This window comes from Bradyrhizobium sp. USDA3516 (genome assembly GCF_057651995.1).
The window spans coordinates 393247-419041 of sequence record NZ_JBYGYN010000001.1 but is presented as its reverse complement, the minus strand read 5'-3'; the positions used below and the strand labels follow the sequence as shown (position 1 = coordinate 419041).

General features: G+C 64.5%; 31 protein-coding genes. 19 read left to right on the top strand and 12 right to left on the bottom strand.

Annotated features, from left to right (window positions below):
* Positions 1 to 163 precede the first annotated feature (163 nt).
* Both AC24YW_RS02260 and AC24YW_RS02255 read left to right on the top strand, forming a co-directional pair.
* A complete protein-coding gene (locus tag AC24YW_RS02260) occupies positions 164 to 826 on the top strand; it encodes an SRPBCC family protein (protein ID WP_487481172.1) in 663 nt (220 codons plus the stop codon).
* Positions 826 to 1188: an ArsR/SmtB family transcription factor gene (locus AC24YW_RS02255; protein WP_487481171.1), complete on the top strand. Its 363-nt coding sequence runs from the start codon at positions 826 to 828 to the stop codon at positions 1186 to 1188. The genes AC24YW_RS02260 and AC24YW_RS02255 overlap by 1 nt, the downstream gene beginning before the upstream one ends.
* A gap of 254 nt (positions 1189 to 1442) precedes the next feature.
* Here the strand turns inward: AC24YW_RS02255 and AC24YW_RS02250 are convergent, their stop codons facing one another.
* Positions 1443 to 2324 carry a LysR family transcriptional regulator gene (locus AC24YW_RS02250; protein WP_487481840.1) on the bottom strand — a complete coding sequence of 294 codons (882 nt, stop codon included), beginning with the start codon at positions 2322 to 2324 and terminating at the stop codon, positions 1443 to 1445.
* A 146-nt stretch (positions 2325 to 2470) separates the two neighbouring features.
* Here AC24YW_RS02250 and AC24YW_RS02245 point away from each other — a divergent pair, with 146 nt between their 5' ends.
* A complete protein-coding gene (locus AC24YW_RS02245; RefSeq protein WP_487481170.1) occupies positions 2471 to 3124 on the top strand; it encodes a hydrolase in 654 nt (217 codons plus the stop codon).
* A gap of 104 nt (positions 3125 to 3228) precedes the next feature.
* On the opposite strand, the gene AC24YW_RS02240 is transcribed toward AC24YW_RS02245, so the two are convergent.
* Positions 3229 to 3726 carry a peptide deformylase gene (locus AC24YW_RS02240; protein ID WP_487481169.1) on the bottom strand — a complete coding sequence of 166 codons (498 nt, stop codon included), beginning with the start codon at positions 3724 to 3726 and terminating at the stop codon, positions 3229 to 3231.
* 79 nt (positions 3727 to 3805) lie between these two features.
* On the opposite strand from AC24YW_RS02240, the gene AC24YW_RS02235 reads away from it, so the two are divergent.
* Entirely contained in the window at positions 3806 to 4390 is a 585-nt protein-coding gene (locus AC24YW_RS02235; RefSeq protein ID WP_487481168.1) for a TetR/AcrR family transcriptional regulator, read from the top strand.
* 78 nt (positions 4391 to 4468) lie between these two features.
* Entirely contained in the window at positions 4469 to 5047 is a 579-nt protein-coding gene (locus AC24YW_RS02230) for a DUF308 domain-containing protein (protein WP_487481167.1), read from the top strand.
* A gap of 13 nt (positions 5048 to 5060) precedes the next feature.
* Here AC24YW_RS02230 and AC24YW_RS02225 read toward each other — a convergent pair whose 3' ends face one another.
* Positions 5061 to 5516: a cupin domain-containing protein gene (locus AC24YW_RS02225; protein ID WP_487481166.1), complete on the bottom strand. Its 456-nt coding sequence runs from the start codon at positions 5514 to 5516 to the stop codon at positions 5061 to 5063.
* Positions 5517 to 5865: 349 nt separating this feature from the next.
* Between AC24YW_RS02225 and AC24YW_RS02220 the strand changes: the two genes are divergently transcribed.
* Entirely contained in the window at positions 5866 to 7086 is a 1221-nt protein-coding gene (locus AC24YW_RS02220; RefSeq protein WP_487481165.1) for an MFS transporter, read from the top strand.
* Positions 7087 to 7107: 21 nt separating this feature from the next.
* On the opposite strand, the gene AC24YW_RS02215 is transcribed toward AC24YW_RS02220, so the two are convergent.
* The 4 genes from AC24YW_RS02215 to AC24YW_RS02200 all read right to left on the bottom strand — a co-directional run bounded on the left by AC24YW_RS02215 (position 7108) and on the right by AC24YW_RS02200 (position 9382).
* A complete protein-coding gene (locus tag AC24YW_RS02215; RefSeq protein ID WP_487481164.1) occupies positions 7108 to 7494 on the bottom strand; it encodes an ester cyclase in 387 nt (128 codons plus the stop codon).
* Between the two features lie 70 nt (positions 7495 to 7564).
* Positions 7565 to 8437 carry a GNAT family N-acetyltransferase gene (locus AC24YW_RS02210; RefSeq protein WP_487481163.1) on the bottom strand — a complete coding sequence of 291 codons (873 nt, stop codon included), beginning with the start codon at positions 8435 to 8437 and terminating at the stop codon, positions 7565 to 7567.
* Between the two features lie 52 nt (positions 8438 to 8489).
* Entirely contained in the window at positions 8490 to 8903 is a 414-nt protein-coding gene (locus AC24YW_RS02205; protein WP_487481162.1) for a cupin domain-containing protein, read from the bottom strand.
* A 77-nt stretch (positions 8904 to 8980) separates the two neighbouring features.
* Entirely contained in the window at positions 8981 to 9382 is a 402-nt protein-coding gene (locus tag AC24YW_RS02200) for an Ohr family peroxiredoxin (RefSeq protein ID WP_487481161.1), read from the bottom strand.
* Positions 9383 to 9529: 147 nt separating this feature from the next.
* On the opposite strand from AC24YW_RS02200, the gene AC24YW_RS02195 reads away from it, so the two are divergent.
* The 7 genes from AC24YW_RS02195 (at position 9530) to AC24YW_RS02165 (ending at position 15098) form a co-directional block, all read left to right on the top strand.
* Positions 9530 to 9988, top strand: a complete 459-nt coding sequence (locus AC24YW_RS02195; protein WP_487481160.1) for a MarR family winged helix-turn-helix transcriptional regulator — start codon at positions 9530 to 9532, stop codon at positions 9986 to 9988.
* Between the two features lie 126 nt (positions 9989 to 10114).
* A complete protein-coding gene (locus AC24YW_RS02190) occupies positions 10115 to 11770 on the top strand; it encodes an acetolactate synthase large subunit (RefSeq protein ID WP_487481159.1) in 1656 nt (551 codons plus the stop codon).
* A gap of 207 nt (positions 11771 to 11977) precedes the next feature.
* Positions 11978 to 12325: a Lin0512 family protein gene (locus AC24YW_RS02185; RefSeq protein ID WP_487481158.1), complete on the top strand. Its 348-nt coding sequence runs from the start codon at positions 11978 to 11980 to the stop codon at positions 12323 to 12325.
* Positions 12326 to 12329: 4 nt separating this feature from the next.
* Positions 12330 to 13022, top strand: coding sequence for a GNAT family N-acetyltransferase (locus tag AC24YW_RS02180; protein ID WP_487481157.1), 693 nt, complete (start codon positions 12330 to 12332; stop codon positions 13020 to 13022).
* Between the two features lie 69 nt (positions 13023 to 13091).
* A complete protein-coding gene (locus AC24YW_RS02175) occupies positions 13092 to 14276 on the top strand; it encodes a serine hydrolase domain-containing protein (protein WP_487481156.1) in 1185 nt (394 codons plus the stop codon).
* A gap of 94 nt (positions 14277 to 14370) precedes the next feature.
* Positions 14371 to 14580, top strand: a complete 210-nt coding sequence (locus tag AC24YW_RS02170) for a YgaP family membrane protein (protein WP_487481155.1) — start codon at positions 14371 to 14373, stop codon at positions 14578 to 14580.
* A complete protein-coding gene (locus tag AC24YW_RS02165; protein WP_487481154.1) occupies positions 14577 to 15098 on the top strand; it encodes an RNA polymerase sigma factor in 522 nt (173 codons plus the stop codon). The genes AC24YW_RS02170 and AC24YW_RS02165 overlap by 4 nt, the downstream gene beginning before the upstream one ends.
* 74 nt (positions 15099 to 15172) lie before the next feature.
* On the opposite strand, the gene AC24YW_RS02160 is transcribed toward AC24YW_RS02165, so the two are convergent.
* Together AC24YW_RS02160 and AC24YW_RS02155 are read right to left on the bottom strand one after the other, a co-directional pair.
* Entirely contained in the window at positions 15173 to 16513 is a 1341-nt protein-coding gene (locus tag AC24YW_RS02160; protein ID WP_487481153.1) for an RtcB family protein, read from the bottom strand.
* 110 nt (positions 16514 to 16623) lie between these two features.
* A complete protein-coding gene (locus tag AC24YW_RS02155) occupies positions 16624 to 17949 on the bottom strand; it encodes a TROVE domain-containing protein (protein WP_487481152.1) in 1326 nt (441 codons plus the stop codon).
* A gap of 1186 nt (positions 17950 to 19135) precedes the next feature.
* Here AC24YW_RS02155 and AC24YW_RS02150 point away from each other — a divergent pair.
* On the top strand, positions 19136 to 19801 hold the full coding sequence (locus AC24YW_RS02150) for a DUF429 domain-containing protein (protein WP_487481839.1): 666 nt from the start codon (positions 19136 to 19138) through the stop codon (positions 19799 to 19801).
* 6 nt (positions 19802 to 19807) lie between these two features.
* On the opposite strand, the gene AC24YW_RS02145 is transcribed toward AC24YW_RS02150, so the two are convergent.
* Positions 19808 to 20020: a hypothetical protein gene (locus AC24YW_RS02145; RefSeq protein ID WP_487481151.1), complete on the bottom strand. Its 213-nt coding sequence runs from the start codon at positions 20018 to 20020 to the stop codon at positions 19808 to 19810.
* Positions 20021 to 20411: 391 nt separating this feature from the next.
* Here AC24YW_RS02145 and AC24YW_RS02140 point away from each other — a divergent pair, with 391 nt between their 5' ends.
* Positions 20412 to 21116: a glutathione S-transferase family protein gene (locus AC24YW_RS02140; RefSeq protein WP_487481150.1), complete on the top strand. Its 705-nt coding sequence runs from the start codon at positions 20412 to 20414 to the stop codon at positions 21114 to 21116.
* A gap of 14 nt (positions 21117 to 21130) precedes the next feature.
* On the opposite strand, the gene AC24YW_RS02135 is transcribed toward AC24YW_RS02140, so the two are convergent.
* Complete coding sequence (locus AC24YW_RS02135; protein ID WP_487481149.1) at positions 21131 to 21502, bottom strand: tRNA-binding protein; 372 nt, start codon at positions 21500 to 21502, stop codon at positions 21131 to 21133.
* A gap of 105 nt (positions 21503 to 21607) precedes the next feature.
* Between AC24YW_RS02135 and AC24YW_RS02130 the strand changes: the two genes are divergently transcribed.
* A complete protein-coding gene (locus tag AC24YW_RS02130) occupies positions 21608 to 21967 on the top strand; it encodes an ArsC family reductase (protein WP_487481148.1) in 360 nt (119 codons plus the stop codon).
* A gap of 3 nt (positions 21968 to 21970) precedes the next feature.
* Here the strand turns inward: AC24YW_RS02130 and AC24YW_RS02125 are convergent, their stop codons facing one another.
* Entirely contained in the window at positions 21971 to 22618 is a 648-nt protein-coding gene (locus AC24YW_RS02125) for a hypothetical protein (protein WP_487481147.1), read from the bottom strand.
* A 340-nt stretch (positions 22619 to 22958) separates the two neighbouring features.
* Between AC24YW_RS02125 and AC24YW_RS02120 the strand changes: the two genes are divergently transcribed.
* From AC24YW_RS02120 to AC24YW_RS02110, 3 genes are read left to right on the top strand one after another with little or no spacing between them, the layout of a single operon-like run.
* Complete coding sequence (locus AC24YW_RS02120; RefSeq protein WP_487481146.1) at positions 22959 to 23714, top strand: ABC transporter ATP-binding protein; 756 nt, start codon at positions 22959 to 22961, stop codon at positions 23712 to 23714.
* Positions 23707 to 24453 carry an ABC transporter ATP-binding protein gene (locus tag AC24YW_RS02115; protein ID WP_487481145.1) on the top strand — a complete coding sequence of 249 codons (747 nt, stop codon included), beginning with the start codon at positions 23707 to 23709 and terminating at the stop codon, positions 24451 to 24453. The genes AC24YW_RS02120 and AC24YW_RS02115 overlap by 8 nt, the downstream gene beginning before the upstream one ends.
* 56 nt (positions 24454 to 24509) lie before the next feature.
* Positions 24510 to 25730 (top strand): ABC transporter substrate-binding protein, encoded by a 1221-nt coding sequence (locus tag AC24YW_RS02110; protein ID WP_487481144.1) that lies wholly within the window; start codon positions 24510 to 24512, stop codon positions 25728 to 25730.
* Positions 25731 to 25795 lie beyond the last annotated feature (65 nt).

Genomic DNA, 25795 nt, shown 5'->3' with positions numbered 1-25795 from the left:
AGCTTGGTGGAGGAGAGCATCGATAGACGCTTGGGCAGGCGTTTGGTTTCGCGTCTTCTCGCGGGGCGGTTTGACGCAGCGCCGTCGCTTAATATAAGAGTTGACTTATATTAATGATGATCGATATTCATTGCCTCACGCCAAGCGACAGGGAGAAGCGCAAATGGAGATCGACGTCGCCAGGGTCCTCGGGCTCGTGACACGTTCGGTGAGGAATTTCGACAAGGATGGGAAACCGGCGAGCGTCGTGACCCTCACGCGGCTCTACGACACCAGCGTCGACGATCTCTGGGACGCCGTGACCAGCAGGGAGCGGATCCCGCGCTGGTTTGCGCCGGTCGAGGGGGACCTCCGGCTCGGGGGACGCTACCAGGTCAAGGGCAATGCGGGCGGCACCATCACGTCCTGCACACCGCCGAGCCATTTCGCCGCGACCTGGGAATTCGGCGGCGCCACGAGCTGGATCGACGTCAGCCTGACAGCCGAGCGAAGCCAGGCGCGCTTGACGCTTGAGCACACCGCAATCATCGAGGATCATTGGAATCAGTTCGGTCCGGGTGCGGTCGGGATCGGTTGGGACCTCGCGCTTGCGGGGCTGGAGCGATATCTTGCGACCGGGGCATCGGTCGATCATGAGACGGCGGAAGCCTGGATGGTCTCGCCAGAGGGCAAGGAATTCATGACGACGAGCGGCGAATATTGGCGTGCGGCGCATGTCGCGAGCGGGGTCGATCCAGCCACGGCGAAGGAGCGCTCGGACCGCACCATCGCGTTCTATCGCGGCGAGACGCCGCCCGATATCGTTCATCCCGGCACAGGAAGCTGATGCACGCCTTCGAAGTCCTCGCCGATCCCGTGCGCCGCCGTATCCTCGAGCTGCTGGCGCCCGGCGAGTTGGCTTCCGGCGAGGTCGTCGAAGTCATTGGTGCCGAGTTCGGCATCACCCAGGCGGCGGTCTCGCAGCACCTCAAGGTGCTCAGAGAGAGCGGCTTTGCGCGCGTCCGCGCGGAGGCGCAAAGGCGCCTCTATTCGGTCGATGCCGCCGGGCTGCAGGCGGTCGATGCCTGGGTCGGCCAGTTCAGGACTTTCTGGGAGCCGAAGCTGGACGCGCTCGCGACCGAAATCGCACGCGGCAAGAGGGAACGTCGCAACGCGCCCATCGTCAAGCGGGGTGGGAAGAGGGCGTGAGGCAGTCGCGAACCTGGTGGTGAAGGAGCAGGGCTATCGCATACGACGTGTAGCACGGCCGGTGCGCACGCCTCGTCCTTCGAGACGGCGCTTACGCGCCTCCTCAGGATGAGGCTAATCGGCATAAAGAGCTCGTTGAAACTGCTGCCGCGCACTCCGCCCTCATCCTGAGGAGCCCGCCTTGAGCGGGCGTCTCGAAGGATGGCCGCAGGGAAGAGCTCTCAATTGCGATAGCGCTGGGTGAAGGAGCGAGTTCACGCAGGCTGCGGATCCGGCTCGCAATACTCGATAAGCAAATCGGTGAGAACCCGTATTTTCCGTGCGGGATGCTGGCCCGGAGGGCGGATCACATATGCACCCGCCGGCGGCGGAGGGTATCGCGTCATCACCGGCACGAGCGCTCCGGAAGCGACATGTTCATGGGAGAGGCGATCGGGAAGATAGGCGATGCCGAGCCCAGCCGTTGCGGCGAAGAGAAGAGCTGTGCCGTTGTCGGCCTTGAAGCGCCCGCGTGGACGAACCGTGATGATCTTGTCGCCATGCATGAGTTGCCACGCTTCGGTGCCTTGCATGAGGGCCTCATGGGCGACGAGTTCCTCCGGCGACTCAGGCGACCCATGGGTCTTGATGTAGTCCGGGCTCGCGAGAAGCTTCCCATGGATTGGTCCAATGCGTCTCGCAATCAGATTGGAGTCCTGAAGGTGGCCAATCCGTATCGCACAATCATAGCCTTCCGCGATGAGATCGGCGAAGCGATCGCTGTAGCAGGTATGGATTTGGAGCTGCGGATGGCGCCGGGCCATTTCTGCAAGGATGGGGGCGAAATGGGTCGGGCCGAAAGAAAGCGGCACTGCAACGCGCAAGCGGCCGCGCAGGTCTCCGGCGGGTAGGATCGCTTCCCTCGCTGCATCGATCTCGGCGTGAACCCTGGCTGCATAGTCTCGGAACGTGAGGCCGGCTTCGGTGAGAGCTGCCCCGCGGGTCGTTCTTGCAAGAAGTTGGACGCCAAGTTCCGCTTCGAGCCGGAGAAGCCGACGACTGACGATCGATTTCGCGACCCCCAGCCGGGCCGCAGCGGACGAAATTCCTCCGGCGTCAGCAACTTCGACGAATGTCTGGATGTCTTCTATATCCAACAGCGTTCCCCATTCGGCGACACAGCGTTCCGCCATGACACACTATCGTATCGCATCCGGGAACGCCAATGTCGGTACGGGCTACGTCGCTGCTGGCGTGCGCCCCGACAACAGTGCCGCTCACAACGGCAATAAAGGATGCAATGATGACTTTTCGTAACGGCCTTGCTTCGCTTCTTCGTCCCGAAGATTCCGTGCTCGTTCTGATCGACCACCAGCCATACCAGCTCGCCAACGTGAACAGCCACGAACCGCAGATGGTGATCAACAACACGACGGGCCTGGCCAAGGCCGCTAAGGCCTTCGGCGTGCCCACCATCCTGACGACGGTGATCGCCGAACGGGGCGGTCTCCTCTTCCCTCAGGTCACGGACGTTTTCCCCGGCCAGGACGTGATCGACCGGACGTTTATCAACACCTGGGAGGATCGAAAGGTGGTGGACGCGGTCAAGGCCACGGGCCGCAAGCAACTGATCATTGCCGGCCTGTGGACAGAAATTTGCGTTGCGATGCCGGCGATCCAGGCCCGCGGCGAAGGCTGGGACGTGACTGTCATCACCGATGCCTCTGGCGCCGTTTCGGCGGAGGCCCACGAGGTCGCAATCCAGCGCATGGTCGCGGCGGGAGTGAATATGATGACCTGGCTGGCGCTCGCGGCCGAATGGCAGCGCGATTGGGCTCGGATCGATCAAGCGGTCGCACTCACCAAGGTGATCACGGAACATGCCGGCGGTAGCGGCATCGCCTATCTGTGGGAGCAGCAGCTGCTCAACACGCCTGTCCCCGTCAACGCCCGATGACCTGAGGGGTGTGAGGTGCCAGCGGTTGCGCGAAGACGTGGGCCGCTGGCGTACTCCATCCTTTTAGCGTTGCGGGCCGATAACGAATTTGTTGGGCTGATTCCTCAAGGTCTCTGCATCTTCTCATATTTCTTCACCAGCCGCTCCCGCTTCAGCCGAGACAGCCGCTGGATCCAGAACATCCCGTCGAGCTGGTCGATCTCGTGCTGGTGGCACACGGCGCGCAAGCCCTCCGATTCCTCGCTTTGTTCATTGCCGTCGAGATCCCGGTAGCTGATGCGCACGCGCGCATGGCGCTGCACCTCGTCATTGACCCCCGGCATCGAGACGCTGCCTTCGCGATGCATGATCATCTCCGGCGAGGCCCATGTGATCTCCGGATTGACGTAGGTCTGCGGGCCGTCCTTGGCGTCGAGCTCCAGCACAACGACGCGCAGGGGCACGCCGATATGCGACGCGGTGATGCCGATCCCGGGCGCGGCGCGCATGGTGTCGAGCAGATCCTGCGCGAGCTCGCGCAAGGCATCATCGAACGCGGTGACGGGGCGGGCCGGAATCGCGAGCCGGCGGTCGGGATAGCGGATGATGGGGCGAATGGTCATGCAGGCTCCTACCACTCACTCACGAATCATTGAAGCAGCCCCGCTTGACCACCTACCTACTGGAAGGTAGCTAAGCGTCATGAGCAACGTTTCCTCGACCGCCGACGACATCCTGGCCTGCGCCCGCACGCTGATCATCGCCGGCGGCTACAACGGCTTCAGTTACGCCGACATTGCCGATGTCGTCGGCATCCGCAAGCCGAGTATCCACCACCATTTCGCCAGCAAGGTCGATCTGGTCCGCACCCTCGTGGCGCGCTATCGCGAGGAGGCCCAGGCGGGACTGGCGGCGCTCGAGCGCAATGTCGCCGACCCCGCCGAGCAGCTCAAAAGCTATGTCGTCTATTGGGAGGCGTGCATCAAGGATGCGACGGCTCCGTTCTGCGTCTGCGCGCTCCTAGCCAGCGAGCTTCCCATCCTGCCCGAGGAGGTCGCGCTCGAAGTCCGCGCGCATTTCCGCTCCGTGTCGTCCTGGCTGGCTGCGGTGATGGAGCGCGGCAAGCGGCAAGGCCGGCTCCATCTCTCCGGCACGGCGCGCGCCGAGGCGGAGGGATTCATGGCAACCGTTCACGGTGCCATGCTGTCGGCGCGCGCTTATGGCGATCCAAAAATCTTCGGCACCGTCACCCGGCCGCTGCTGGAGCGGCTTTCCACCAGGCACTGACGAGGTCGGTCTAGCCCGAACAGGGCTGGCGCTTTAGCGTCGCATGTAAACTACCAACTAGTAGGTAAGGAGACGGCAATGAGTAACAGCGAGATGACTTTGGGCGCAGCCGACCAGGCACTATGGCTGAAACAATACTACTTCATGCGTGCCGCGTTTTCCGTTGCTTGGGTCATTGCGGCCTTCGCGATCGCGCCGTCGTCGTCGGCGATCGCCGCGGCGTTGCTCGTCGCCTATCCCGCGTGGGACGCCGCGGCCAATTATCTCGACGCGCTCAGGAGTGGCGGCTTGAACCACAATCGCACGCAAGGCCTGAACGTGCTGGTCAGCCTGGCGACGACCATTGCGGTCATCCTGGCCTTGCGGATCAGCATGAACTTGGTGCTCGGAATCTTCGGAGCCTGGGCGATCCTGTCCGGATTGCTCCAGCTCGGCACGGCCGTGCGGCGCTGGAAGCGTTTCGGCGCGCAATGGGCCATGGTGCTCAGCGGTGGCCAGTCGGCCTTGGCGGGCGGCTTCTTCATCTTCCAGGCCACGATGCCAGCGGTGCCGTCGATTGCGAACGTCGCGGGCTATGCCGCGGTCGGCGCGATCTACTTTCTGGTCTCGGCGGTCTGGCTCACCGTCGGCACCTGGCGCCGCAGCGCGGCGCTGTGAGCCGCGATGTCACTTACGGATAGGGCGTGCCGTCCTTGTGCAGGAAGCGGCCGTCCGATGCCGGGCTCATCATGTCGATGTCGGAGCAGGTGATGAGGTCGGCTTGCGAGCGCGAGCCGATCTCGAGATAGACCGCCGTCACACTCGACCTGTTGATCATGTGATGGCCGTTGCCGCTGGCCTTGGGGAAGGCGGCGCAATCGCCGGCGCGCAGCACGGTTTCGCCGCCATCCTCGATCAGCGTCACTTCGCCTTCGAGAATGTAGACGAACTCGTCCTCGTGCGAGTGCCAGTGCCGCTGGCTCGACCAGGTGCCCGGCGGCAGCCGCATCAGGTTGACGCCGAAATCCGACAGGCTTCCGGCATCGCCGAGCCGCTTGCGGATGCGCTCGGCGCAAGGCGCGCTGAAGGGGGCGGGATAGCCGGAGCCCTTGCGGGCCGGCACGGTGGCGACGTCGATCTTTGGCATCGAGGAATTCCTGCAGTACACGCAACAGACCGTGAACCCGTCGCGGCGGCGCGAAGGGTCATCACGATGGACATCGTGGACGACATCGACGTTGTGGGATGATGTCATTGTGAGGCTGTTTTGCCCGACGTGTCAACCGGTCGGTGATGATGTCGGCCATGGTCGAGGGCAGGCGCCAGTTGGCAGTCAGTAAGCCATTGATCCCACTAGCGGCGGCTACTGTGCATGGGGTTGTTTTACGAGTTTTGTTGGCAGGTCACAAAACCGTGCGGCGAAAATGACGTCGGCGTGTCGGCCGGCGCAGTTCCCATTCGTCTTTCACGCGAGACAGACCTGACGGGAGACTGAAATGACTTCGTCCAACTATCGCTGGGTGATCGTGGCCGCCGGCGGCCTGCTCGGCTGCGTCGCAATCGGCGGCATGTTTTCGCTGCCGGTGTTCCTGCAGCCGATCACCAAGGACACCGGCTGGTCGGTGACCGGCATCTCCAGCGCGATGACGATCGGCTTTCTGGCGATGGCCTTCACCAGCATGGTTTGGGGCACGCTGTCCGATCGGTTCGGGCCGCTGCCGGTGGTGCTGACGGGATCGATCGTGCTGACGCTCAGCCTGTTCGCGGCGAGCCACGCCACCTCGCTGTTCGTGTTCCAGATCGTGTTCGGCCTCCTGACCGGCGCCGCTTGCGCTGCGATCTTCGCGCCGATGATGGCGACCGTCACCGGCTGGTTCGACACCAATCGCGGCCTTGCGGTCTCGCTGGTCTCGGCCGGCATGGGCATGGCGCCGATGACGATGTCGCCGCTGGCGGCCTGGCTGGTCTCCGGCCACGACTGGCGCACCTCGATGCAGATCATCGCGCTCGTGGTCGGCGCCATCATGATCCCGGTCTCGTTCCTGGTGCGCCGTCCGCCGGCGCTCGCGCATGGCCCGGCCGCGCCGGTCGGCGAAGCCGCCGGACAAAACGAGATGTCGATGGGCGAGGCGCTGCGCTCGCCGCAATTCCTGATCCTGCTCGCCACCAACTTCTTCTGCTGCGCGACGCATTCCGGCCCGATCATCCACACCGTCAGCTATGCCGTGAGCTGCGGCATCCCGCTGGTCGCGGCGGTGACGATCTACAGCATCGAGGGGTTTGCCGGCCTCGGCGGGCGCATCGCCTTCGGCCTGATGGGCGACCGCTTCGGCGCCAAGCGCGTGCTGGTCTCGGGCCTGCTGCTGCAGGCCTTCGGCGCGCTCGCCTATGTCTTCGCGCAACAGCTGACGACGTTCTATGCGGTCGGCGCCATCTTCGGCTTCATCTATGCCGGCACCATGCCGCTCTACGCCGTTCTGATCCGCGAGAACTTCCCGCTCAAGATGATGGGCACGGTGATCGGCGGCACGGCGATGGCCGGCAGCCTCGGCATGGCGACCGGCCCGCTCGCCGGCGGCCTGATCTACGATGCCTTCTCCAGCTACGCCTGGCTCTACATCGCCTCCTGGGCGATGGGCTTAGGGGCCTTCCTGATGGCGATGACGTTCCGCCCCTTCCCGAAGCCGCAGGGCGCGGTGGCGCCGGCGGCGGCGTGAATTCGAGATCGAGGCGCGGCGTCAGAGCTGCGCCTCGATCGCGGCCTTGTCGATCACCGACCAGACCTGCCGGATCTTGCCGTCGTGAAATTCGTAGAAGACGTTTTCGCAGAAGGACACGCGCCGCCCGTTGACGGCAAGACCGAGGAATGTCCCGACTGGTGTGCAGTCGAACTTCAATCGGGCGGCGATGCGCGGAGGATCGGAGATCAGCATCTCGATGTGGAACTTAAGATCGGGGATCTCCCGAACATCCCGTTCCAGCATCGCGCGATAGCCGTCGAGGCCAAGGGGCCGCGCGTTGTGGGCGGCCTCCTCATGCACGAATTGTCCGAGTGCCGGCCAGTTCCGGCGATTCAGGCAGGTGATGTAGGCGCGGTAGATGTCGGCGAGGTCGTCTCTCGTCATACCGAAGCTCCCAAGGCTTCAACGAACACGGCTTCGACCTAACGCACGAGCGCCGCGAACCGGTCCAGCATCAGAGCCGCTTCTCGAAGAAGAGGTCCGGATAGGGATCGTCGTTGAAGCGCGGGATCTCGCGCCAGCCCGTGCTGCGATAGAGCTGACCGGCTTCGGGCAGTGCGCTGTTGGTGTCGAGCCGCAGCAGCGCGATGCCGAGCTCGCGCGCGGCGCTCTCGACCGCATCCATCAGGCGGCGGCCGAGCCGCAGCCCGCGCGCGGCGGGAGCGACCCACAGCCGCTTGATCTCGGCATAGCCGTGATCGGTTCCCTTCAAGCCGACGCAGCCGATCGGCAGCGTGTCCGACATCGCAACGAGGAATGTGCCGCGTGGGCGGCGCATGTCCTTGGCATCAGGATCGCGTGACAGCGAGACGTCAAAACCTTGGCTGAAGCGGCGGCCGAGCTCGGCATAGTACTCGCCGAGGCAGTAGCGCGCTTGCGCGCAGCGCGGATCCATCTCCTCCAGCGCGACGCGCTCGCGCGTCAGCGCGGAGGCGATCAGGTCCATCGCCGCCAGCAATGCATCGCGTTGCGAATGTTGCGCGAGGAGGCCTTCGGCCTGCGCGTTGGACAGCGCCTCGTAGGCGGTGAACTCGCGCCGGCCCGCCCGCGTGAGCCTTGCGAAGCGCCGCCGCGCATCGTCCTCGTGTGCGATGGTCTCGATCAGCCCTTCATCCTCGAGGCTGCGGAGCAGCCGGCTCATCAGCCCGGAATCGAGACCAAGATAGTCCCGAATCTCCGCCACGTCCGATCGCCCGTGCCCGATCGCATTGAGCACGCGCGCGGCACCCAGCGGCCGGCCGCGCCCGAGAAACGACGTATCGAGCGCTCCGACGGCCGAGGTGACGGCGCGGTTGAAGCGGCGGACGCGGGAGACGGGGTCGAGCATGATGTCTGACTTTAGTCAGATATCATGAGCTGGTCAATCGGGATCGCCGGCCTCACTCCGCCAGCGTCAGAAGCGGCTTGTCCTTGGCGACGATGTAGGTGGCAAGTTCGCTGGCGGTCTCACCGCCCACGTTCTTTGCTGCATGCACCGCGCCGGCAGGAATGAACAGCACGTCGCCGGCTTTCAGCGTGATCGGCGGTTTGCCGTCGACCTCGTATTCGATGGCGCCCGCCAGCACGTAAATGATCTCTTCGCCCGGATGAGTGTGCCGGCCGAACGCCACGCCCGGGGCAAGGTCGACGCGCACTTGCACAGCCTCGCGCCCGGGCGTGCTGAGATCGTGGCGCTGGAGGTCGGTGCGCGTGACGCCGGCCTGCGCCGCCGCGGCCGGCAGTGTGAACAGGTTTGCCGCGAGCAGAACTGCGCTCGACAGCACGCGCAGGCTTCGCAGATGACGATGGCTCATGGTCGGCTCCTTGTGGTGACGAGATTGTCCGCGCCGCCCGGGCCCGGCCGATGCCGGCCGGTCCGCGTCGTGGCGCTTCAGACCAGGGTGGTGGTCACCTCGATATTGCCGTGCACCGCCTTGGAGTAGGGGCAGATGCCGTGAGCGGCCTCGATCAGTTCCCGCGCGACCGCGCGATCGACGCCGGGGACGCTGACGTCGAGACGGGCACGCAGGAAGAAGGCGCCGCCGGCGTTGTTCAGGTCGATCGCGGTGTCGACCGACGGCTCGCTCGGCAGCTTGACCTTGCGCTGCGCAGCGGCGAGCCCGAGCGCGCCGAGATAGCAGGCCGACCAGGCGGCGGCGAACAGGTTTTCGGCGGCCGGGTGCGGCTGGGCCAGCTGGACGTTCAGGAAGCCGTCGCTCGACCGCGCGACGCCGTCAGCGCCCGAGGTGACGTGGGTCTTGCCAGTGAAGAGAACCTTTGCAGCGGACGTCATGGTCGTAATCCTTCGGTTGAATAATGATCGCATCCGATTTAATCGGATGCGTTTCGAAATAGATCCGCCGAACGTCGCGGTCAAGCCCTTCCGATTTAATCGGATGCGATTTATATCTCCCATAGATCACGAATTGCGGAGGTTCCCGTGGCCCGTTCCCCTCAATCGGCCGGCAAAGGCCGAAAACTGTCAAATTTCCTTTGCTTCGCGATCTATTCGGCCAATCTCGCCTTCGGCCGGGCCTACAAGCCCCTGCTGGACAAGGTCGGCCTGACCTATACGCAGTACATTGCTCTGGTGGCGCTGTCGGACGAAGACGAGCTGACGGTCAGCGCGCTGGGCGAGAAGCTGTTCCTGGAATCCAACACGCTGACGCCGATCCTGAAGAAGCTCGAGCAGATGGGGCTGATCAAGCGCCACCGCGATCCCGCCGACGAGCGGCAGGTGCGCTTGAGCCTAACGCCCGCCGGGCGCAAGCTGATCGAACAGGATCTCGGCGGGCCGCTGAGGGAGGCGACGGGTCTTGGCGACGATTTTCCGGTGGTGCAGAAGACGGTGAGCAGATTGCGCGACAATCTGCTGCGTGCAACCAAGGCCGACGGCTAGCGCATCGAGACATTGAGCGGCAAAGTTGATGCCCTCTGCCGCTCTTTGTGAATTGTGCCGGAGCCGCGGACCGCTACCATTTGGCTAGTGCCGTGGAATACGAGAGCCGGCATAGCGGGAGGCGGGATGGAACGCAAAGCGAAGGGATCGGACCTGTTCGTCGCGGCGCTGGAGAATGAAGGTGTCGACCGCATCTTCGGCATTCCCGGCGAAGAGAATCTCGATCTGGTCGAATCGCTGCGCGCGTCCAGGATCGAGCTGGTCCTGACCCGCCACGAGCAGGCCGCGGCCTTCATGGCCGCCACGCATGGGCGCCTGACCGGGAAGCCCGGCGTTTGTCTGTCGACGCTCGGCCCCGGTGCTCTCAACCTGTCGACCGGCGCCGCCTATGCGCATCTCGGTGCCATGCCGATGATCCTGATCACCGGCCAGAAGCCGATCATGAGCAGCCGGCAGGCGCGCTTCCAGATCGTCGACGTGGTGGCGACCATGAAGCCATTGACCAAGCTGTCGCGGCAGATCGTCAGCGCCTCCAGCATTCCGACAATGGTGCGCGACGCTTTTCGCGTTGCGATGGAGGAGCGGCCCGGGCCGGTGCATCTCGAACTGCCCGAGGACATCGCCGGTGACGAGGTCTCTGACGTGCCGGTGATCCCCGTTCACCCGATCGAAATCCCGATTGCTCATCGCGCCGCGCTCGACCGCGCCGCCGAAATGATCATGGACGCAAGGCGCCCGCTGGTGATGATGGGCGCGGCGACCAGCCGGCCGCGGTCGACCCACGGCATCGCAAGCTTCGTGCGGCGGACCGGCATTCCGTTCTTCACGACGCAGATGGGCAAGGGCACCGTGCCCGGTGGCACCAATCTCTACATGGGCACTGCCGCCTTGTCCGAGCGCGACTATGTGCACGACGCCATTGACGCTGCCGACCTGATCGTTGCGATCGGCCACGACCCCATCGAGAAACCGCCTTTCATCATGGGGTCCTCAGGGCCAAAGGTCATTCACGTCAGCTACACGCCGGCGAGCGTCGAGCAGGTCTATTTCCCCGATGCCGAGGTGGTAGGCGACGTCGGCCCGAGCCTGGAGCTGCTTGCGGATCGGCTCGAAGGCAAGCTGCCGCAGGCCGCGGCGCTGCTGCCGCTGCGCGAAGAGATCCTGAAGCACATCGCCGATCGGGCCACCGAGGCGCGCTGGCCCCCGACGCCGCAGCGCATTGTGCACGACATCCGTCAGGTGATCCCCGAGAACGGCATCGTCGCGCTCGACAACGGCATGTACAAGATCTGGTTTGCGCGCAACTACCGCACGCGCCTCGCCAACACGCTGCTGCTCGACAACGCGCTGGCGACCATGGGCGCCGGCCTGCCATCGGCGATGATGGCGGCGATGCTCTATCCCGACCGCCGCGTGCTTGCGGTTGCCGGCGACGGCGGCTTCATGATGAACAGCCAGGAGATGGAGACGGCGGTCCGCCTCAAGCTCAACCTGGTCGTGTTGGTGCTGGAGGACAACGCCTACGGCATGATCCGCTGGAAGCAGGCCGTCGATCGCTTTGCCGATTACGGCATGACCTTTGGCAATCCGGACTTTGCACTGTACGCCAAGGCCTATGGCGCCAAGGGTCATCGCATCGAAAGCATCGACAGCTTCGGCCCGACGCTCGACGCCGCCTTCAGGGAGGGCGGCGTGCATCTGGTCTCGATCCCGGTCGACTATTCGGAGAACGTCCGCGTGCTCGTGGACGAGCTGCGGGCGCATGAAAAGGCGAAGGCGTGATTTGACGATGCGAGCTATTTCCACATTCGTCATTGCGAGCGCAGCGAAGCAATCCAGAATCTTTCCGCGGTGGCAGTCTGGATTGCTTCGCTGCGCTCGCAATGACGGAGACTGTGGCGGAGACCCTCCGTCGATCTGACAACTCCACTTGTCTCGCGCCGCCGATCGCCGACACTTCCAATCACTAACCAACCACAGGAATATGAAATGACCCGCGTTCGTTGTGTCACCGAGATGGGCATGGGTGTCGACGTCCACGGACGGGACGCCACCAAGGCGGCCAAGCGCGCGGTTTCCGATGCCATCAGGCATTCGAGCCTCGGCTTCTTCCGGATGATCGGCAAGACCGCGAACGACATGTTCGTCGATGTCACGATCGGCGTGCCCCACCCCGAGGCTGTGGACAAGGAAGCCGTTGCCAAGGAGCTGCCTTACGGCACTGTGACCGTCACCGCGGTCAAGGGCGGGCTGGAGATCCCCTCGGCCCCGGAAGTGGCCAACGATCCCATCCTGATTGCCAACGCCGCCGTCATCGTCAGCTTCGACAAGGACTAGGCCGATGTCCGCGAGCGATGAGGCGCTGCTGGATCGCCCGATCTGGAGCGCGTTGACGACGAGCCAGAAGCATCTGGCCGAGGGCGGCCCGCGGGCTCTGCGCTATCCCGTGGACATGACGCCGTTTGCCGACATGGCCGACATGTCCGCGGCAAGTTTTGCGGCGCTCGGCGATCTCATGTCGGGCTCGCAAGTCGCGGTGCTGTTCACGCCCGGACCGGTCGAAATTCCCGCCGCCTTCAAGGTACTGCTCGCCGAGCCCGGCGAGCAGTTGATCGGCTCGCCCGCCGACGCCTCGCCGCGTGATGCCGAGATCGTCCGCCTCGGCGCGACTGACGTTCCCGCCATGATGGCGCTGACCGAGCTGACCAAGCCCGGGCCGTTCGCGGCGCGGACGCATGAGCTCGGCACCTTCCTCGGCATCCGCGCTGGCGGCGAGCTGGTCGCCATGGCCGGCGAGCGGATGAAGCCAGGCAATTTCACCGAGATGACGGCGGTCTGCGTGCATCCCGATCATCGCGGGCGCGGTTACGCACAGGCGTTGCTCGCCGCCATCGCGCGGCAGATCGAGGTGCGCGGGGAAATTCCGTTCCTGCACGTGTTCTCGAGCAATACGTCTGCCATCGCGCTGTACCAGCGGCAGGGCATGCGGATCCGGCGCCGCCTGCAGGTCACCGTGCTGACGAAGCAGGGATGAGCTGCACTGTGGGCTTCATATCCTGAGAAATCGCGCTATATCGATTCCAACCACAATTGGGGGGAGCACATGGACGCCAGGACGCCTGATTTTTCCGCCGTACGGACGGCGATGCAACGCTACGTCGATCAGGAGATCGTTCCCGGCGTGTCCTGGGCCGTGCTGCGCGGCCGCGAGCTGGTCGATCAGCAATGCGTCGGCTTTGCCGACCGCGAGGCCAACACTGCGCTGCGGCCCGACCACATCTTTCGCGCGTTCTCCAACACCAAGATCTTCGTCACCTGCGCGATCATGCTGCTGGTCGAGCAAGACCGCATCGGCCTCGATGATCCAGTCGAAAAATTCCTGCCGCAGCTCGGCAATCGCAAGGTGCTGAAGCAGGGCGCTTCGAGCCTTGCCGATGTCGAGCCGGCGAAGAGCCCGATCACGATCCGCCAGCTTCTGACCCACACCGCGGGTCTCAGCTACGGCATCTTCGATCCCGGCACGGTGCTGTTTAGGGGTTACAACGAGGCAGGCGTGCTGAATCCGTTGAGCCCGCTCTCCGACATGATCGACAAGCTCGCCGATCTGCCGCTGTCCTATCACCCCGGCACGGCCTGGGAATATTCCGTGGCGACCGACGTGCTCGGCCGAGTGGTCGAGGTCGTCTCGGGCCAGCCGCTCGACGCCTTCCTGAAGGCGCGCATCTTCGATTCCCTCGGCATGACCGATACCGGCTTTTATGTCCCCGAGACACAGCAGGGCAGGCTGGTCGCGCTCTACAACGGCGCCGACGTGCTCGACCCCATGAAGCCCGGCCTGACGCGGGCCGACCATCTGCCTTACCCGCAAGCCTATCGGCGGCCGCTGCCGCGGCTCTCGGGCGGCGGCGGTCTGGTTTCGACCTTGCCGGACATGCTCGCACTGCTGCGTGCGCTGCTGCCCGAGTCAGATGCGCTGCTGAAGCCGGAGACGCTGCGGCAGATGATGACGAACCAGTTGCCCGCGGGCCAGACCATCCGATTCGCCAATCTCGGGCCGATTCCCGGCAAGGGCTTTGGCCTCGGCGGCGCCGTCACCTTCGCGCCGACACCGTTCGATCCGCCGAACTCGACCGGCGAATTCCAATGGGGCGGCCTTGCCGGCACCCATTGGTGGATCTGTCCGGAAGCCAATACGGCGGGCGTCCTGATGACCCAGCGCTATATGGGCTTCTGGAATCCGTTCTTCTTCGAGTTCAAGCGCCTGGCCTATCAGGCGGTCGGAAGCTGATCGCAGAAAATCTTCCGTCCGCGCGAATCCTTCTTGGCCGTCGCGTCCTCTTGTTGGTCGAGGCAATCGGTCTCGGCCCATGTCGGAGGATGTGATGGGATTTTATAGGAAGAACATCGGCGGACTGCATCAGGCGCTGCGGGTCGTCCTGGGTATCGCGGTCGCGGTCGTGGGGGGCGTTTATCTTGCCGGCGCGACGGCATGGCTGGTCGCGCTCGGTGGCGCCGGTTTCGCACTGACCGGTCTCGTCGGTTATTGCCCGATGTGCGCGATGGCGGGCATCGGCAAGGGAGGGGCGTCGTGAGCGCGGCGGCGATCTCGCCAAATCTTTTCGAGGCCGCGCGGCTCGGCGATGCCGAGGCGATTGGGCGTCTGCTCGAGATGACGCAGCCGGATATTCGTCGCTATGCGCGCGCGACCTGCCGCAGCTCGGCGGACGCCGAGGATGCGACGCAGGAGGCCCTGTGGATCCTGTTCCGCCACGTCGGCACGATCCGTTCGCTGCTGGCATTGTCGGCCTGGCTGTTCAGTGTGGTCCGGCGCGAATGCCTGCGGCTTGCGCGCCGGACCGGCCTCGTGCCGACTGTCGATGGCGACGAGGCCGAGGCGGCACTGCTGTTGCGCCCCGAGGACGATCTGCGGCTCGATATCGCCGCGGCGTTCGAGGCCTTGCCGCCGCACTATCGCGATGTCGCGCTGATGCGCGACGTCAAGGAGATGACGATCGATGAGATTGCCGCCGCGCTCGGTGCAACCAGGCAGACCGTGAAGGCGCGGCTGCACCGCGCCCGCGCCTTGATGCGCGAATATCTGACGAGATGAGAGACGACCGGATTCAAAGGAAAAGAATGGAATGACGTGGGCGGGAGACGTCGCCTCCCGCCCACGGTTTCGCGTCAGTCCTTCCACGGGTCGAACTCGCCTTCGCCGGCCATGGCGACGGCGAACGGCCGCAACGTGTGCAGCACCCGCACGGTGCCGGCATGCTGGGCCAGCACGTCCGGCAGGCGGCGATACGCCATCGGGCTCTCGTCGAGGTCGGCACCGATCAAGGTGACGCCGCGCTCGTTCAGCCAACGGTCCATCTCCTCGCGCGAGAAGCGCCGCTTCGCCTCCCGTCGTCCGAACAGGCGGCCGGCGCCGTGCACGGTCGAGTAGAGCGAGGCCTTGGCTTCCGGGCTGTCGACGCCTTCGAGAATGACGGCATCATCGCCCATCGAGCCGCCGACAAACCCCTTCTGGCCGGGAAACGCCGGGGTCGCGCCCTTGCGCACCACCCACAGATCCTTGCCGTCGTGGGTCTCACGCCAGGCATAATTGTGGTGGTTGTGCACGCTCTCGGTGACGCTGCCGCCGATGATCCGGCGGACGCGCTCGACGACCCACTCGCGGCCCGCATAGGCATAACGCCCGGCGAGCTGCATCGCCGCGATGTAGCGGCGGCCGAGCTCGCTGTCCTCGTCGACCACGGCGGGCGGGACGTTCATGCCGTCCTTGCCGCCGGCGGCCTTGAGGTAGCGCGTCGCTGAGGTGTGCCCGAGACCGCGGCTTCCGAAGTGGACGCCGATCCAGACGAAGCCTTCCTCGTCGCGCATGAGATCGACATAGTGGTTGCCCGATCCGACCGTGCCGAGCTGCTTCACCGCCTTCTGACGGTAGTCCTCCATGTCGCTTTCGCGCCAGGCCTCGCCGTCGTCGAACAGGTCGTGCTCGGCCCGTTCCGCGTTGGCACGGCCAACGCCGAACGAGATCACCTTGGCGACGTCACGGATGATCGTGGGCGCGATCGCCGCGATGTCGTCGAAGCGCGTGTCGAGCCGTGCCGCCATGTTGCCGCAGCCGATGTCGAAGCCGACGCCGGAGATGCTGATCTGCTTCTCATAGGCGATGACCCCGCCGACCGGCTGGGCGTAGCCGAGATGGCCGTCGGCGCAGATCACGCCGGAGACGACGTTGCCGATAGCCATGCAATTGCGCATCTGTGCGATCGTTGCGTCCTCGTGCGGGCCAAACACCTTCAGCGGCGCATTCTGGAAGCGGGCGTCCTGCGTCCGGAACGCGGCGATCGAGCTCGCGGTCGCATTGGCCTCGCGGGCAAGATGCTCCTTGCGCGCGGCGTCCTTGTACAGGCACCAGGCCGGCTGGCCGCGTCCTTCGCCGACGCGCTGGTCGGGATCGATACCGGCGGCGAGGCAGAGCTCGCGGGCGCGTTCCATGTAGGGATCGGGTCGTCGCATGGTCGTGGGTCCTTGTCATTCCACGCGCACCATAACGGGGCGGGCGGATCACTTCAGAGATTTCGCTGGCCCCGGGCGCGTCTCGCGTCCGGGGCCGTTGTCGTCGCGCATCAGTTCAACGTCGTCTCCGACGCTGCGATCCACGCGACCACGGCCTCGGAGAAGCCGTTGACGCGGGTCCAGGCGCCGTGACCGACACCGTGCTGATACGAGGCCACGTTGACCATGGTGCCGCGTGCCCTCGGCTCGGGCACCTGGTCGTGGCTCTGCTCGTCGGTGAAGACGATCAGGCGATCGCCCTTGCGGTCGATCTCCGTCACGGCCTTGCCGAGATAGGTTCCGCCATGCGGCTGCGAGTTGATGATCGCATCTCGCAGCGCGAAGCCGCGGCGGGGCGGGACCTTCACGACCTCGTTGGAGAAGGTGAAGATCTCGACCTCGTCGCAGATTTCGCGCGCGAGGATGGCAAGGCCACACGCCGCCTCCGCGCGCGTCATTTCCGACTGCGCGGAGAGCGTTGCGAACATCGAGCCCGACACGTCGATCAGGAGGCGCGTCCGGCCCGGAAGCCGCACGTGGTCCTTGACCGACTTGAGCATCGCAGCCTCGAGCTCGGGCTCGAAGTCCGGCGCATAGCGCGCCGCCGTGATGAAGCGATAGGGCAGGATACGATCCGTCCGCATCGCCTCGATCGCGCCTGCGATGGTCTCGCGCGGGACCTGCGCAGTCTGCATCAGCCGCAGATTGCGCAGCAGCGCCAGGCCGCCGAGCTTCCGCTCGGCGATCAGCCGCTCGAAGGTCTCGCGCTTGTTCTTGCCGGCCGACAGCGAAACCTCCCAGGTGTCGGGAGAGGCGAGCTCGCCATCGACGAGCTGCTTCCACACCTTCGCCTGATCGGCGTCTTTCGGCTTGGCGTGCACCAGGAACAGAACGTCCCTGATCCGCACCGCGCCGTCGCGGTCCCACTTGGCGAGCTGATAGGCGTCGAACTTGGTCAGCGCGCGGGCAAGACCCTTCTTCACCTGCGCCGAGACCGGCTGGCGCTTGCGCTGCTGCATCGGCCCCAGCGCATCCGCCCAGTAGATCGCGAGCAGCTCCGTCATCTCGTCGGGACGCTGGATTACCTGAGCGAGCGTGTCCGCGACGAGGGCCCGGTGCTTCTCGTTCCGCGCCATCTCGCGGATGACGAGGAGCGGTGCGTGCCGCAGCTTCATCACCTCGCGGGCCTCGATCGCGAGCTGCGCGACGCGCTCCGGCGCGACCTTGGGCACCAGCGCCTTGATGCGGTCGGCGATCGCGACGCCGTCCTCGTAGAACTGGTCCTCCCACAGGAGGCAGTTCATCAGCGCGCGCTTCAGCTCCATATCGGGCGTGAAGCGCACGGCGCGGGCACCCTCCCGCGTGAAGGCGCGAACGATCTTGTTGAGCCTGACCATGATGGCCTCCTCTTGCGTTGATGGGGGATGAAAGGGGTGCCGGGGAACAAGCGAGGCTGCACTGCCCACGAGGGGCTCCACATGCTCTACCGCTGAGCTACGGACTTTCGTCCGGAAGGAGTCGAACCTTCGACAGTGTGATCACGAAGTAACAGCACTCTTCACCACCGGCGGTGGCTAAAGGGGACACGATCCGGGAACGGGCGATTGCTGTACCCGGCGAGCCGAAGCTTGCCGGAAAGCGCTCTATCCTCTGAGCTACCGGTGCATGGGACACCGGGCGGGATTCGAACCCGCGACCTCTCGCGTTGCAGGCGAAGTAACAGAAATCTTCACCACGGATCGTGATGGGGTTGGCGGGGAACGATCGATGCTGTTGCTGCCCTTGCGGGCGATCCGCCTTTCGGCGCGCAGGGTTCGAACCTGCTCGGCGCTTTCGCGCCTTCACCACGAAGTAACAGACATCTTCACCACCGCCAGACCAATGCACTCGCATCGGCCTTTGATGGATTACGCTGGGGAACGGGTATGTCGGCGTCAGTGACGACAACACAGGACGCTTCCTTGCGGACAGATCCCGCGCCGGGCCGCGTGCAAGCCTTTTCCGAGGCCGCATCCCGGTGCGTGTGTCAAAGGCGGGAGGCTATCCCCGCTTGGCCGTGGAGGAAGTATCCGGCATCTTCACCACCAGCGTCGGTTAGCCGCGACCACTCGCGGCAAACCAAGTTACAAAATTCTACCGCGGCGCTGTCGACGCGCCGCATCTTGCGAACCCACAGGGTTCGCTCTGCCATCGGTGTCCGGCTCATCGCCTCGTTCCCTCCGGCAGGCCCCGCGCACTTGGGCACGCGCCTCTCCAGCGCGAGCCCCGGGATCCGGGTCTCCCGTTCCGGCCATCGCCGGGTTGTTCGGTTGGGCCGCGCGGCGGGCAACAAAAAACCCTCCGGAGCGGCGGGCTCGGGAGGGTCCGTGAGAAGCGGACGATCGATCTTGCGGTCAGGCAAGATCGCTCCCATGAGCCGGGCACGCGGCATCGAATAGCTCTGGGCTATTCGGCATGCGGACAATTCTTTCGTAGCGGTTCAGCATCGCTCGGTTCATGGTGTCTGTCGCAAGCGGAAGTGCTTGCGAGGGCGCGGGACATACGCCCGCAACTTGCGGATGTCAAGCGAGACGCGCGCGGAAACTGAGATTGACGCAAAACTATTTGGGGCTCGACGGATTTCGCTTCGGCTGGGTCGCCGCGTGGATCGACGATCGCGGCGATCACGGCTTCGATTATTCGCCTGGCCTGACGCGTCTGCTCGCAATGCCGCACGCCCGCGCGATGATCGACATGCCGATCGGATTGCCGGCCCAAGGCTATCGTGCGTGTGACATACTCGCACGGAAGCTGATAGGCCCTGCGGTCTTTCTCGGCGCGCGCCGCGATCTGTGGACGTTCGGCAGCATGAAAGCCGCGAACGAAGAATATCGAAGGCGCGGCGACAGCGGAGTCTCTTGTCAGCTCTGGAATCTCCGAGAAAAGCTCAAGGAGGTTGATGAGTTCATGACGTCCGAGAAACAAGCGACGATCGGCGAAGCGCATCCCGAATTGATCTTCTTCAATCTTGCGGGGCGCCGGCTCGAGCCGAAGACCTCGCCGGGTGGGCGAGAGCAGCGTATCGTGCTCTTGAGAGAGCGCGGCTTCACCAAGATCGAGAGATGGCTCACGCTTCGCCACGGCACCGGGATCGGCCGCGACGATCTCATCGACGCCTGTGCCTGCGCCGTCGCAGCGCGCGACAGCACGCAATCCGTCGGTGACGGCACGGCCGATACGCGCGGACTACGGATGGAGATCAACTTCTGAACGCGATCAGCCCTGCCGCTCGCCTTTGCCTTCCAGGTGGCAGCGACTATTGCGGCTTGGAGTCGAGCGGACGTCTTCGTCGTCGAGTCCTGTGGCTCTCGCTTCATACTCGTCAGCCATCGCCCGCAGCCGCTGCGCCGCTTTGCTGTGCGTGAGATCGTTCGCGACGCGGCGACAGCGTTCAGCGTGGTCGAGCAGGGCGCGTTTCTCGATGTTCATTGAGCGACAACGCGCGAGGGGGCCATTAGTCCCTTTGGGAGTCGCCGGAACAGAGCGATGCCGTCGCAGCGAAGTCGGGAAAAAATAGCAATATTTTATTGCCGCCTGGAACGTGGTGCCTGAGCCGACGTTCTACGCCAGAGGCTGTCGAGGGATATAAAATACCATGTACGACGTGTGCCAATTGGCGACCGCGATGCTCGCGATTGCCTTTACGGCCCTGCTGTTGATCACGGGTCAACAGTTCATCGAGTCTCGGTTGCAGCGTGACGCGATGCCCCCGTTCGTAACGATAGCGACGCTGCCACTTTGAGCACAGCCGGAAGTGACTTGCGCGCTGCGGCATCTTGCCTAGATTGAACGCGCCTCAGTCCGTGCACCCAAGGTCCCGATGTCCGATCTGTCCGTCTTCCCCATCACCAGGCGCTGGCCCGCCAAGCATCCCGAACTGCTCCAGCTCTATTCGTTGCCGACGCCGAACGGCGTCAAGGTCTCGATCATGCTGGAGGAGATCGGGCTTCCTTACGAAGTCCACCTCGTTGATTTCGGCAAGGACGATCAGAAGACGGCCGAATTCCTCTCGCTCAATCCGAACGGCAAGATCCCGGCGATCCTCGATCCGAACGGGCCCGGCGGCAGGCCGCTGCCGTTGTTCGAGTCCGGGGCGATCCTGCAATATCTCGCGGAGAAGACCGGCAAGCTGCTGCCGCAGGATGCCGCGCGGCGCTATCAGACGCTGCAATGGCTGCACTTCCAGATGGGCGGCGTGGGGCCGATGTTCGGGCAGGTCGGCTTCTTCCACAAATTCGCCGGCAAGGATTACGAGGACAAGCGGCCGCTGGAACGCTACGTGGGCGAGTCCAAGCGCCTGCTCGGCGTGATGGAGGCGCATCTCGCCGGCCGGCAATGGTTCATGGACGACGACTTCACCATCGCCGACATCTCCATGCTCGGCTGGGTGCGCAATCTCATCGGCTTCTACGGCGCCGGCGATCTCGTCGAGTTCAGTCAGTTCAGCGCGGTCGGCGCCTGGCTCGAGCGCGGGCTTGCGCGCCCGGCGGTGCAGCGCGGGCTGAACATTCCGGCAAGGCCCTGACAAGACCCCTGAGGCTAGAACAGCCGTCCGCCGTTCGGCACCGGCTTGCTCGGCTGCACCAGCACGACCTTGCCGTCGGCATCGGGGAAGCCGAGCGTCAGCACCTCGGAGACAATAGGGCCGATCTGGCGCGGCGGGAAATTGACGACGGCCGCGACTTGTTGGCCCACCAGGGTTTCGAGCGGGTGGTTTTCGGTGATCTGGGCCGAGCTCTTGCGCACGCCGATGGCGGGGCCGAAATCGATCCAAAGCCGCCAGGCCGGCTTGCGCGCTTCCGGAAACGGCTTGGCGTCGACGATGGTGCCGACACGGATATCGACCGCGAGGAAAGTGCCGAAGTCGATGGTCGGTGCGGCGACCGCCGCGGGATCGTGGGTGACGTGCATGGGATGTCCGTTCGGAGGGTTGCCGCGTGTCGCGACATTGTCGCGCGACGCGGAGTTTCGTACAACGCCACGCACATCACCGATATGCCATGCGCGAGGACCGTCTTGCCCACCATCATCTACGGCATCAAGAACTGCGACACCATGAAGAAGGCCCGCGCCTGGCTGGATGCGCATGGCGTGGCTCACGCGTTTCACGACTACAAGGTGTCGGGAGTGGAGAAGGACAGGCTGAAGCAGTGGAGCGACAAGGTCGGTTGGGAGACCCTGCTCAATCGCGCCGGGACGACCTTCAAGAAGCTCCCCGACCCCGACAAGGAAGGCCTCACCGAGAAGAAGGCGCTGGCCTTGATGCTAGCGCAACCATCGATGATCAAGCGGCCGGTGCTCGAAATCGGCGGCAAGCTCCTCGTCGGCTTCAAGCCGGACATGTATGCCAAGGAGGTCGGCGGCAAGGCGCGGTGACGGCTAGTTCAGCTCGATGATCTCGTTGGAGATGGCCGGGCCCGGCTGGTCCGAGAACTCGACCGGCTCGGCAGGTGCGATGCGGCCGGGGGCGCGATGAAACAGCTCGCGATTGATCACGGCCCGCAGCTTCGGGCGCGGGAGCGCGTCATTTCCGCGCATCAGATTCTTGATCTCGAAGCCGCCGTCCTCGCAGAAGGTCTTCACTGACGCGATGACGTGGCTGACACTGCCGTCGGTCAGGAACGGCAGCAGCAGCCGTTCATAGGCGACGATGCGGCCATAGCTGTCGTCGACGTCGGCAACGCTGTAGACCGGAAGGCCGCGCGCGACGCATTCATGATAGATCGGCAGCACGTAGGGCGCGAGCCGCGGCCCGACGTAATCATCGAGCGAAACGCCCTTGCCGGTATGCCCATAGGCGCGCGAGATGCGCGTGCCTTCGCTCTGGATGACGAGACGCGGCTTCGGCGTCGACATCTCCACCGTATAGTAGATGAGATCCGACAGCTCCTCTTCGAGCCGCGCGGGCTGATACTCCCAGATCGCCGGAGCGATCTGCTGGCGCGCATAGAGTCGCAGCCACGTGTTCAGGAGATCACGCTGGCGGATCGACTTGACGACGGAGGGAGCCGCGCTCGCAAAATCCAAAACAATATTCTCCGCGACGTGAAAACCCTGGGATGATCGGGCTTGCGGGAAAATTTTTGATGAAGGCTGGCGCGGGAGACGAAAGACCGTTAACGACGGCTTGATGGCCGGTGCCTTGCGACCGGGGGCCGGGCAGGCACACATCGAAACATCTCCGACTAAGGGAGCATTTGGACCCCGGGGCGGAGGCCTGATCTGCTCAGCTTTCCGCCTTGCCTAACCCCCGTCACCTCCGGCATATTCCGCGCCCGGAGGCGGCGCCCCGGTGGGCTGCAAGTCCTCCGGACAGCCGAAGCAACAAGCACAGCCACGCGCGGAGCGCGGGCAGGGGGAAAACTGTTTGGCCGATGAGTTCATTCTCGAAACGGAAGGCTTGACCAAGGAGTTCGCGGGCTTCTTCGCCGTCCGCGACGTTGCGCTCAAGGTTCGCCGTGGGAGCATTCATGCGTTGATCGGCCCGAACGGGGCCGGCAAGACGACCTGCTTCAATCTCCTGACCAAGTTCCTCAAGCCGTCGGCCGGGAAAATCCTGTATAAGGGGCAGGACATCACCGCGATGGCGCCGGCGGACGTCGCCCGCTTGGGGCTGGTGCGTTCGTTCCAGATATCGGCGGTGTTTCCCCATCTCACCGCGCTCGAGAACGTCCGTGTTGCGCTCCAGCGCCAGCATGGCTCATCGTTCGATTTCTGGCGCTCCAAGACCGTGCTCAACCGCTTCAACGATCGCGCCCGCGAGCTCTTGAGCGACGTCGGCCTCAGCGAGTTCGCCAACACGCCCGCGGTCGAGATGCCCTATGGGCGCAAGCGCGCGCTCGAGATCGCGACCACGTTGGCGCTCGACCCGGAGATGATGCTGCTCGACGAGCCGATGGCCGGCATGGGCCACGAGGACATCGACAAGATCGCGGCGCTGATCAAGCGCATCTCCGCGAAATACACCATCCTGATGGTCGAGCATAACTTGAGCGTCGTGGCCAACCTCTCCGACATCATCACCGTGCTGACGCGCGGACAGGTGCTCGCGCAGGGCCATTATTCCGAGCTCACCAAGGACGAGCGCGTCAAGGAAGCTTACCTGGGAGCCGGTCATGCCTGACACTGCGATCGCCGAGGCCCCAGCCAAGGCTGCGACCGGCGGGAACATCCTGCAAGTCCGCAACCTGGAAGCCTGGTACGGCGAGTCTCACATCCTGCACGGGATCAACTTCGACGTGAACGCGGGCGAGGTCGTCACCCTGCTCGGGCGCAACGGCGCCGGCAAGACGACGACGCTGAAGTCGATCATGGGCATCATCGGCAAGCGCACCGGCTCGGTGAAGTTCAACAACCAGGAGATCATCCGCGCGACCTCCGACAAGATCGCGCGCATGGGCGTCGCCTTCTGCCCGGAAGAGCGGGGCATATTCTCCAGCCTCGACGTCCGCGAGAATCTCATGCTGCCGCCGGTGGTCCGCGAAGGCGGTTTGCCGCTCGAACAGATCTTCGAGCTGTTCCCGAACCTGAAGGAGCGGCTGAACAGCCAGGGCACCAAGCTGTCGGGCGGCGAGCAGCAGATGCTCGCGATCGCGCGCATCCTGCGCACAGGCGCGAGCTTCCTGATGCTGGACGAGCCGACCGAGGGCCTTGCCCCCGTCATCATCCAGCAGATCGGCCACACCATTGCGCGGCTCAAGAAGGAGGGCTTCACCATCCTCCTGGTCGAGCAGAACTTCCGCTTCGCTTCCACCGTCGCCGACCGCTATTACGTGGTCGAGCACGGCAAGATCATTGACGGGTTCTCCAATTCGGAGCTTGCCGCCAACATGGACAAGCTCCACACCTATCTCGGCGTGTAGCCGAGCTGGCCGGACGATCGAGAGTAACTATCAAAGGAATATTGGGAGGTCGGATTATGAAGCACGGCATTTCGGCAATGTTGCTCGGGACGGCCCTGGCGCTCGGCGCGGCAGGCGGCGCGGTCGCGCAGGACAAGAACATCAAGATCGGCGTGCTGACCGACAATTCGGGACTCTATGCCGATCTCGGTGGCGCCGGCTCGACCGTCGCCGCACAGATGGCGATCGAGGATTCCGGGCTCGCCGCCAAGGGCTGGAAGCTCGATCTGATCTCCGCCGACCATCAGAACAAGCCCGACATCGGCTCCACGATTGCTCGGCAATGGATCGACGTCGAGAAGGTCGACATCTTCATGGATGTCCTGAACTCCGGCGTTGCGCTGGCGGTGAACAATATCGTCAAAGAGAAGAATTCGATCCTCATCAACACCGGTGCGGCGACGTCGGATCTCACCAACGCGCAATGCTCGCCGAACACGGTCCACTGGGTCTATGATACCTATATGCTGGCCAACAGCACCGGGCAGGCGCTTGTGAAGGCGGGCGGCGACACATGGTATTTCCTCACCGCGGACTACGCCTTCGGCCATGCCCTCGAGCGCGACACCGCCGCGGTCGTGGTGAAGTCGGGCGGCAAGGTGATCGGCAACGTCAAGCATCCGCTGAATACTGCAGATTTCTCGTCGTTCCTGCTTCAGGCGCAGGCCTCCAAAGCCAAGATCATCGGCATGGCGAATGCCGGCGGCGACACCACCAACACCATCAAGCAGGCGGCCGAGTTCGGCATCGTCTCGGGCGGCCAGAGGCTTGCGGGCCTGCTGCTCTTCATCACCGACGTGCACTCGCTCGGTCTGAAGGTGGCGCAGGGCCTGAACTTCACCGAGACCTTCTACTGGGACCTGAATGACGGCACCCGCGCGTTCTCCAAGCGCTTCTCCGAGCGCATGAAGAACAAGGCGATGCCTTCGATGGTGCAGGCCGGCGTCTATTCGGGCCTGCTGCACTATTTCAAGGCGCTGGAGGCGATGGGCGGCAACCCGCATGACGGCGCCAAGGTGGTCGCCAAGATGAAGGAGATGCCGACGGACGATGCGCTGTTCGGCAAGGGAACGATCCGTGCCGACGGCCGCAAGCTGCATCCGGCCTATCTGTTCGAGGTCAAGAAGCCCGAGGAATCCAAGGCGCCCTGGGATTATTACAAGCTGATCGGCACGACCCCCGGCGACCAGGCCTTCCGGCCGCTGTCGGAAAGCGCCTGTCCGCTGGTGAAGAAGTAACGGTGAACGATGCAGGCCGGCGCGCAGCGGCGCCGGCCTGTTATTGAGGAATAGAAGGGACCGGG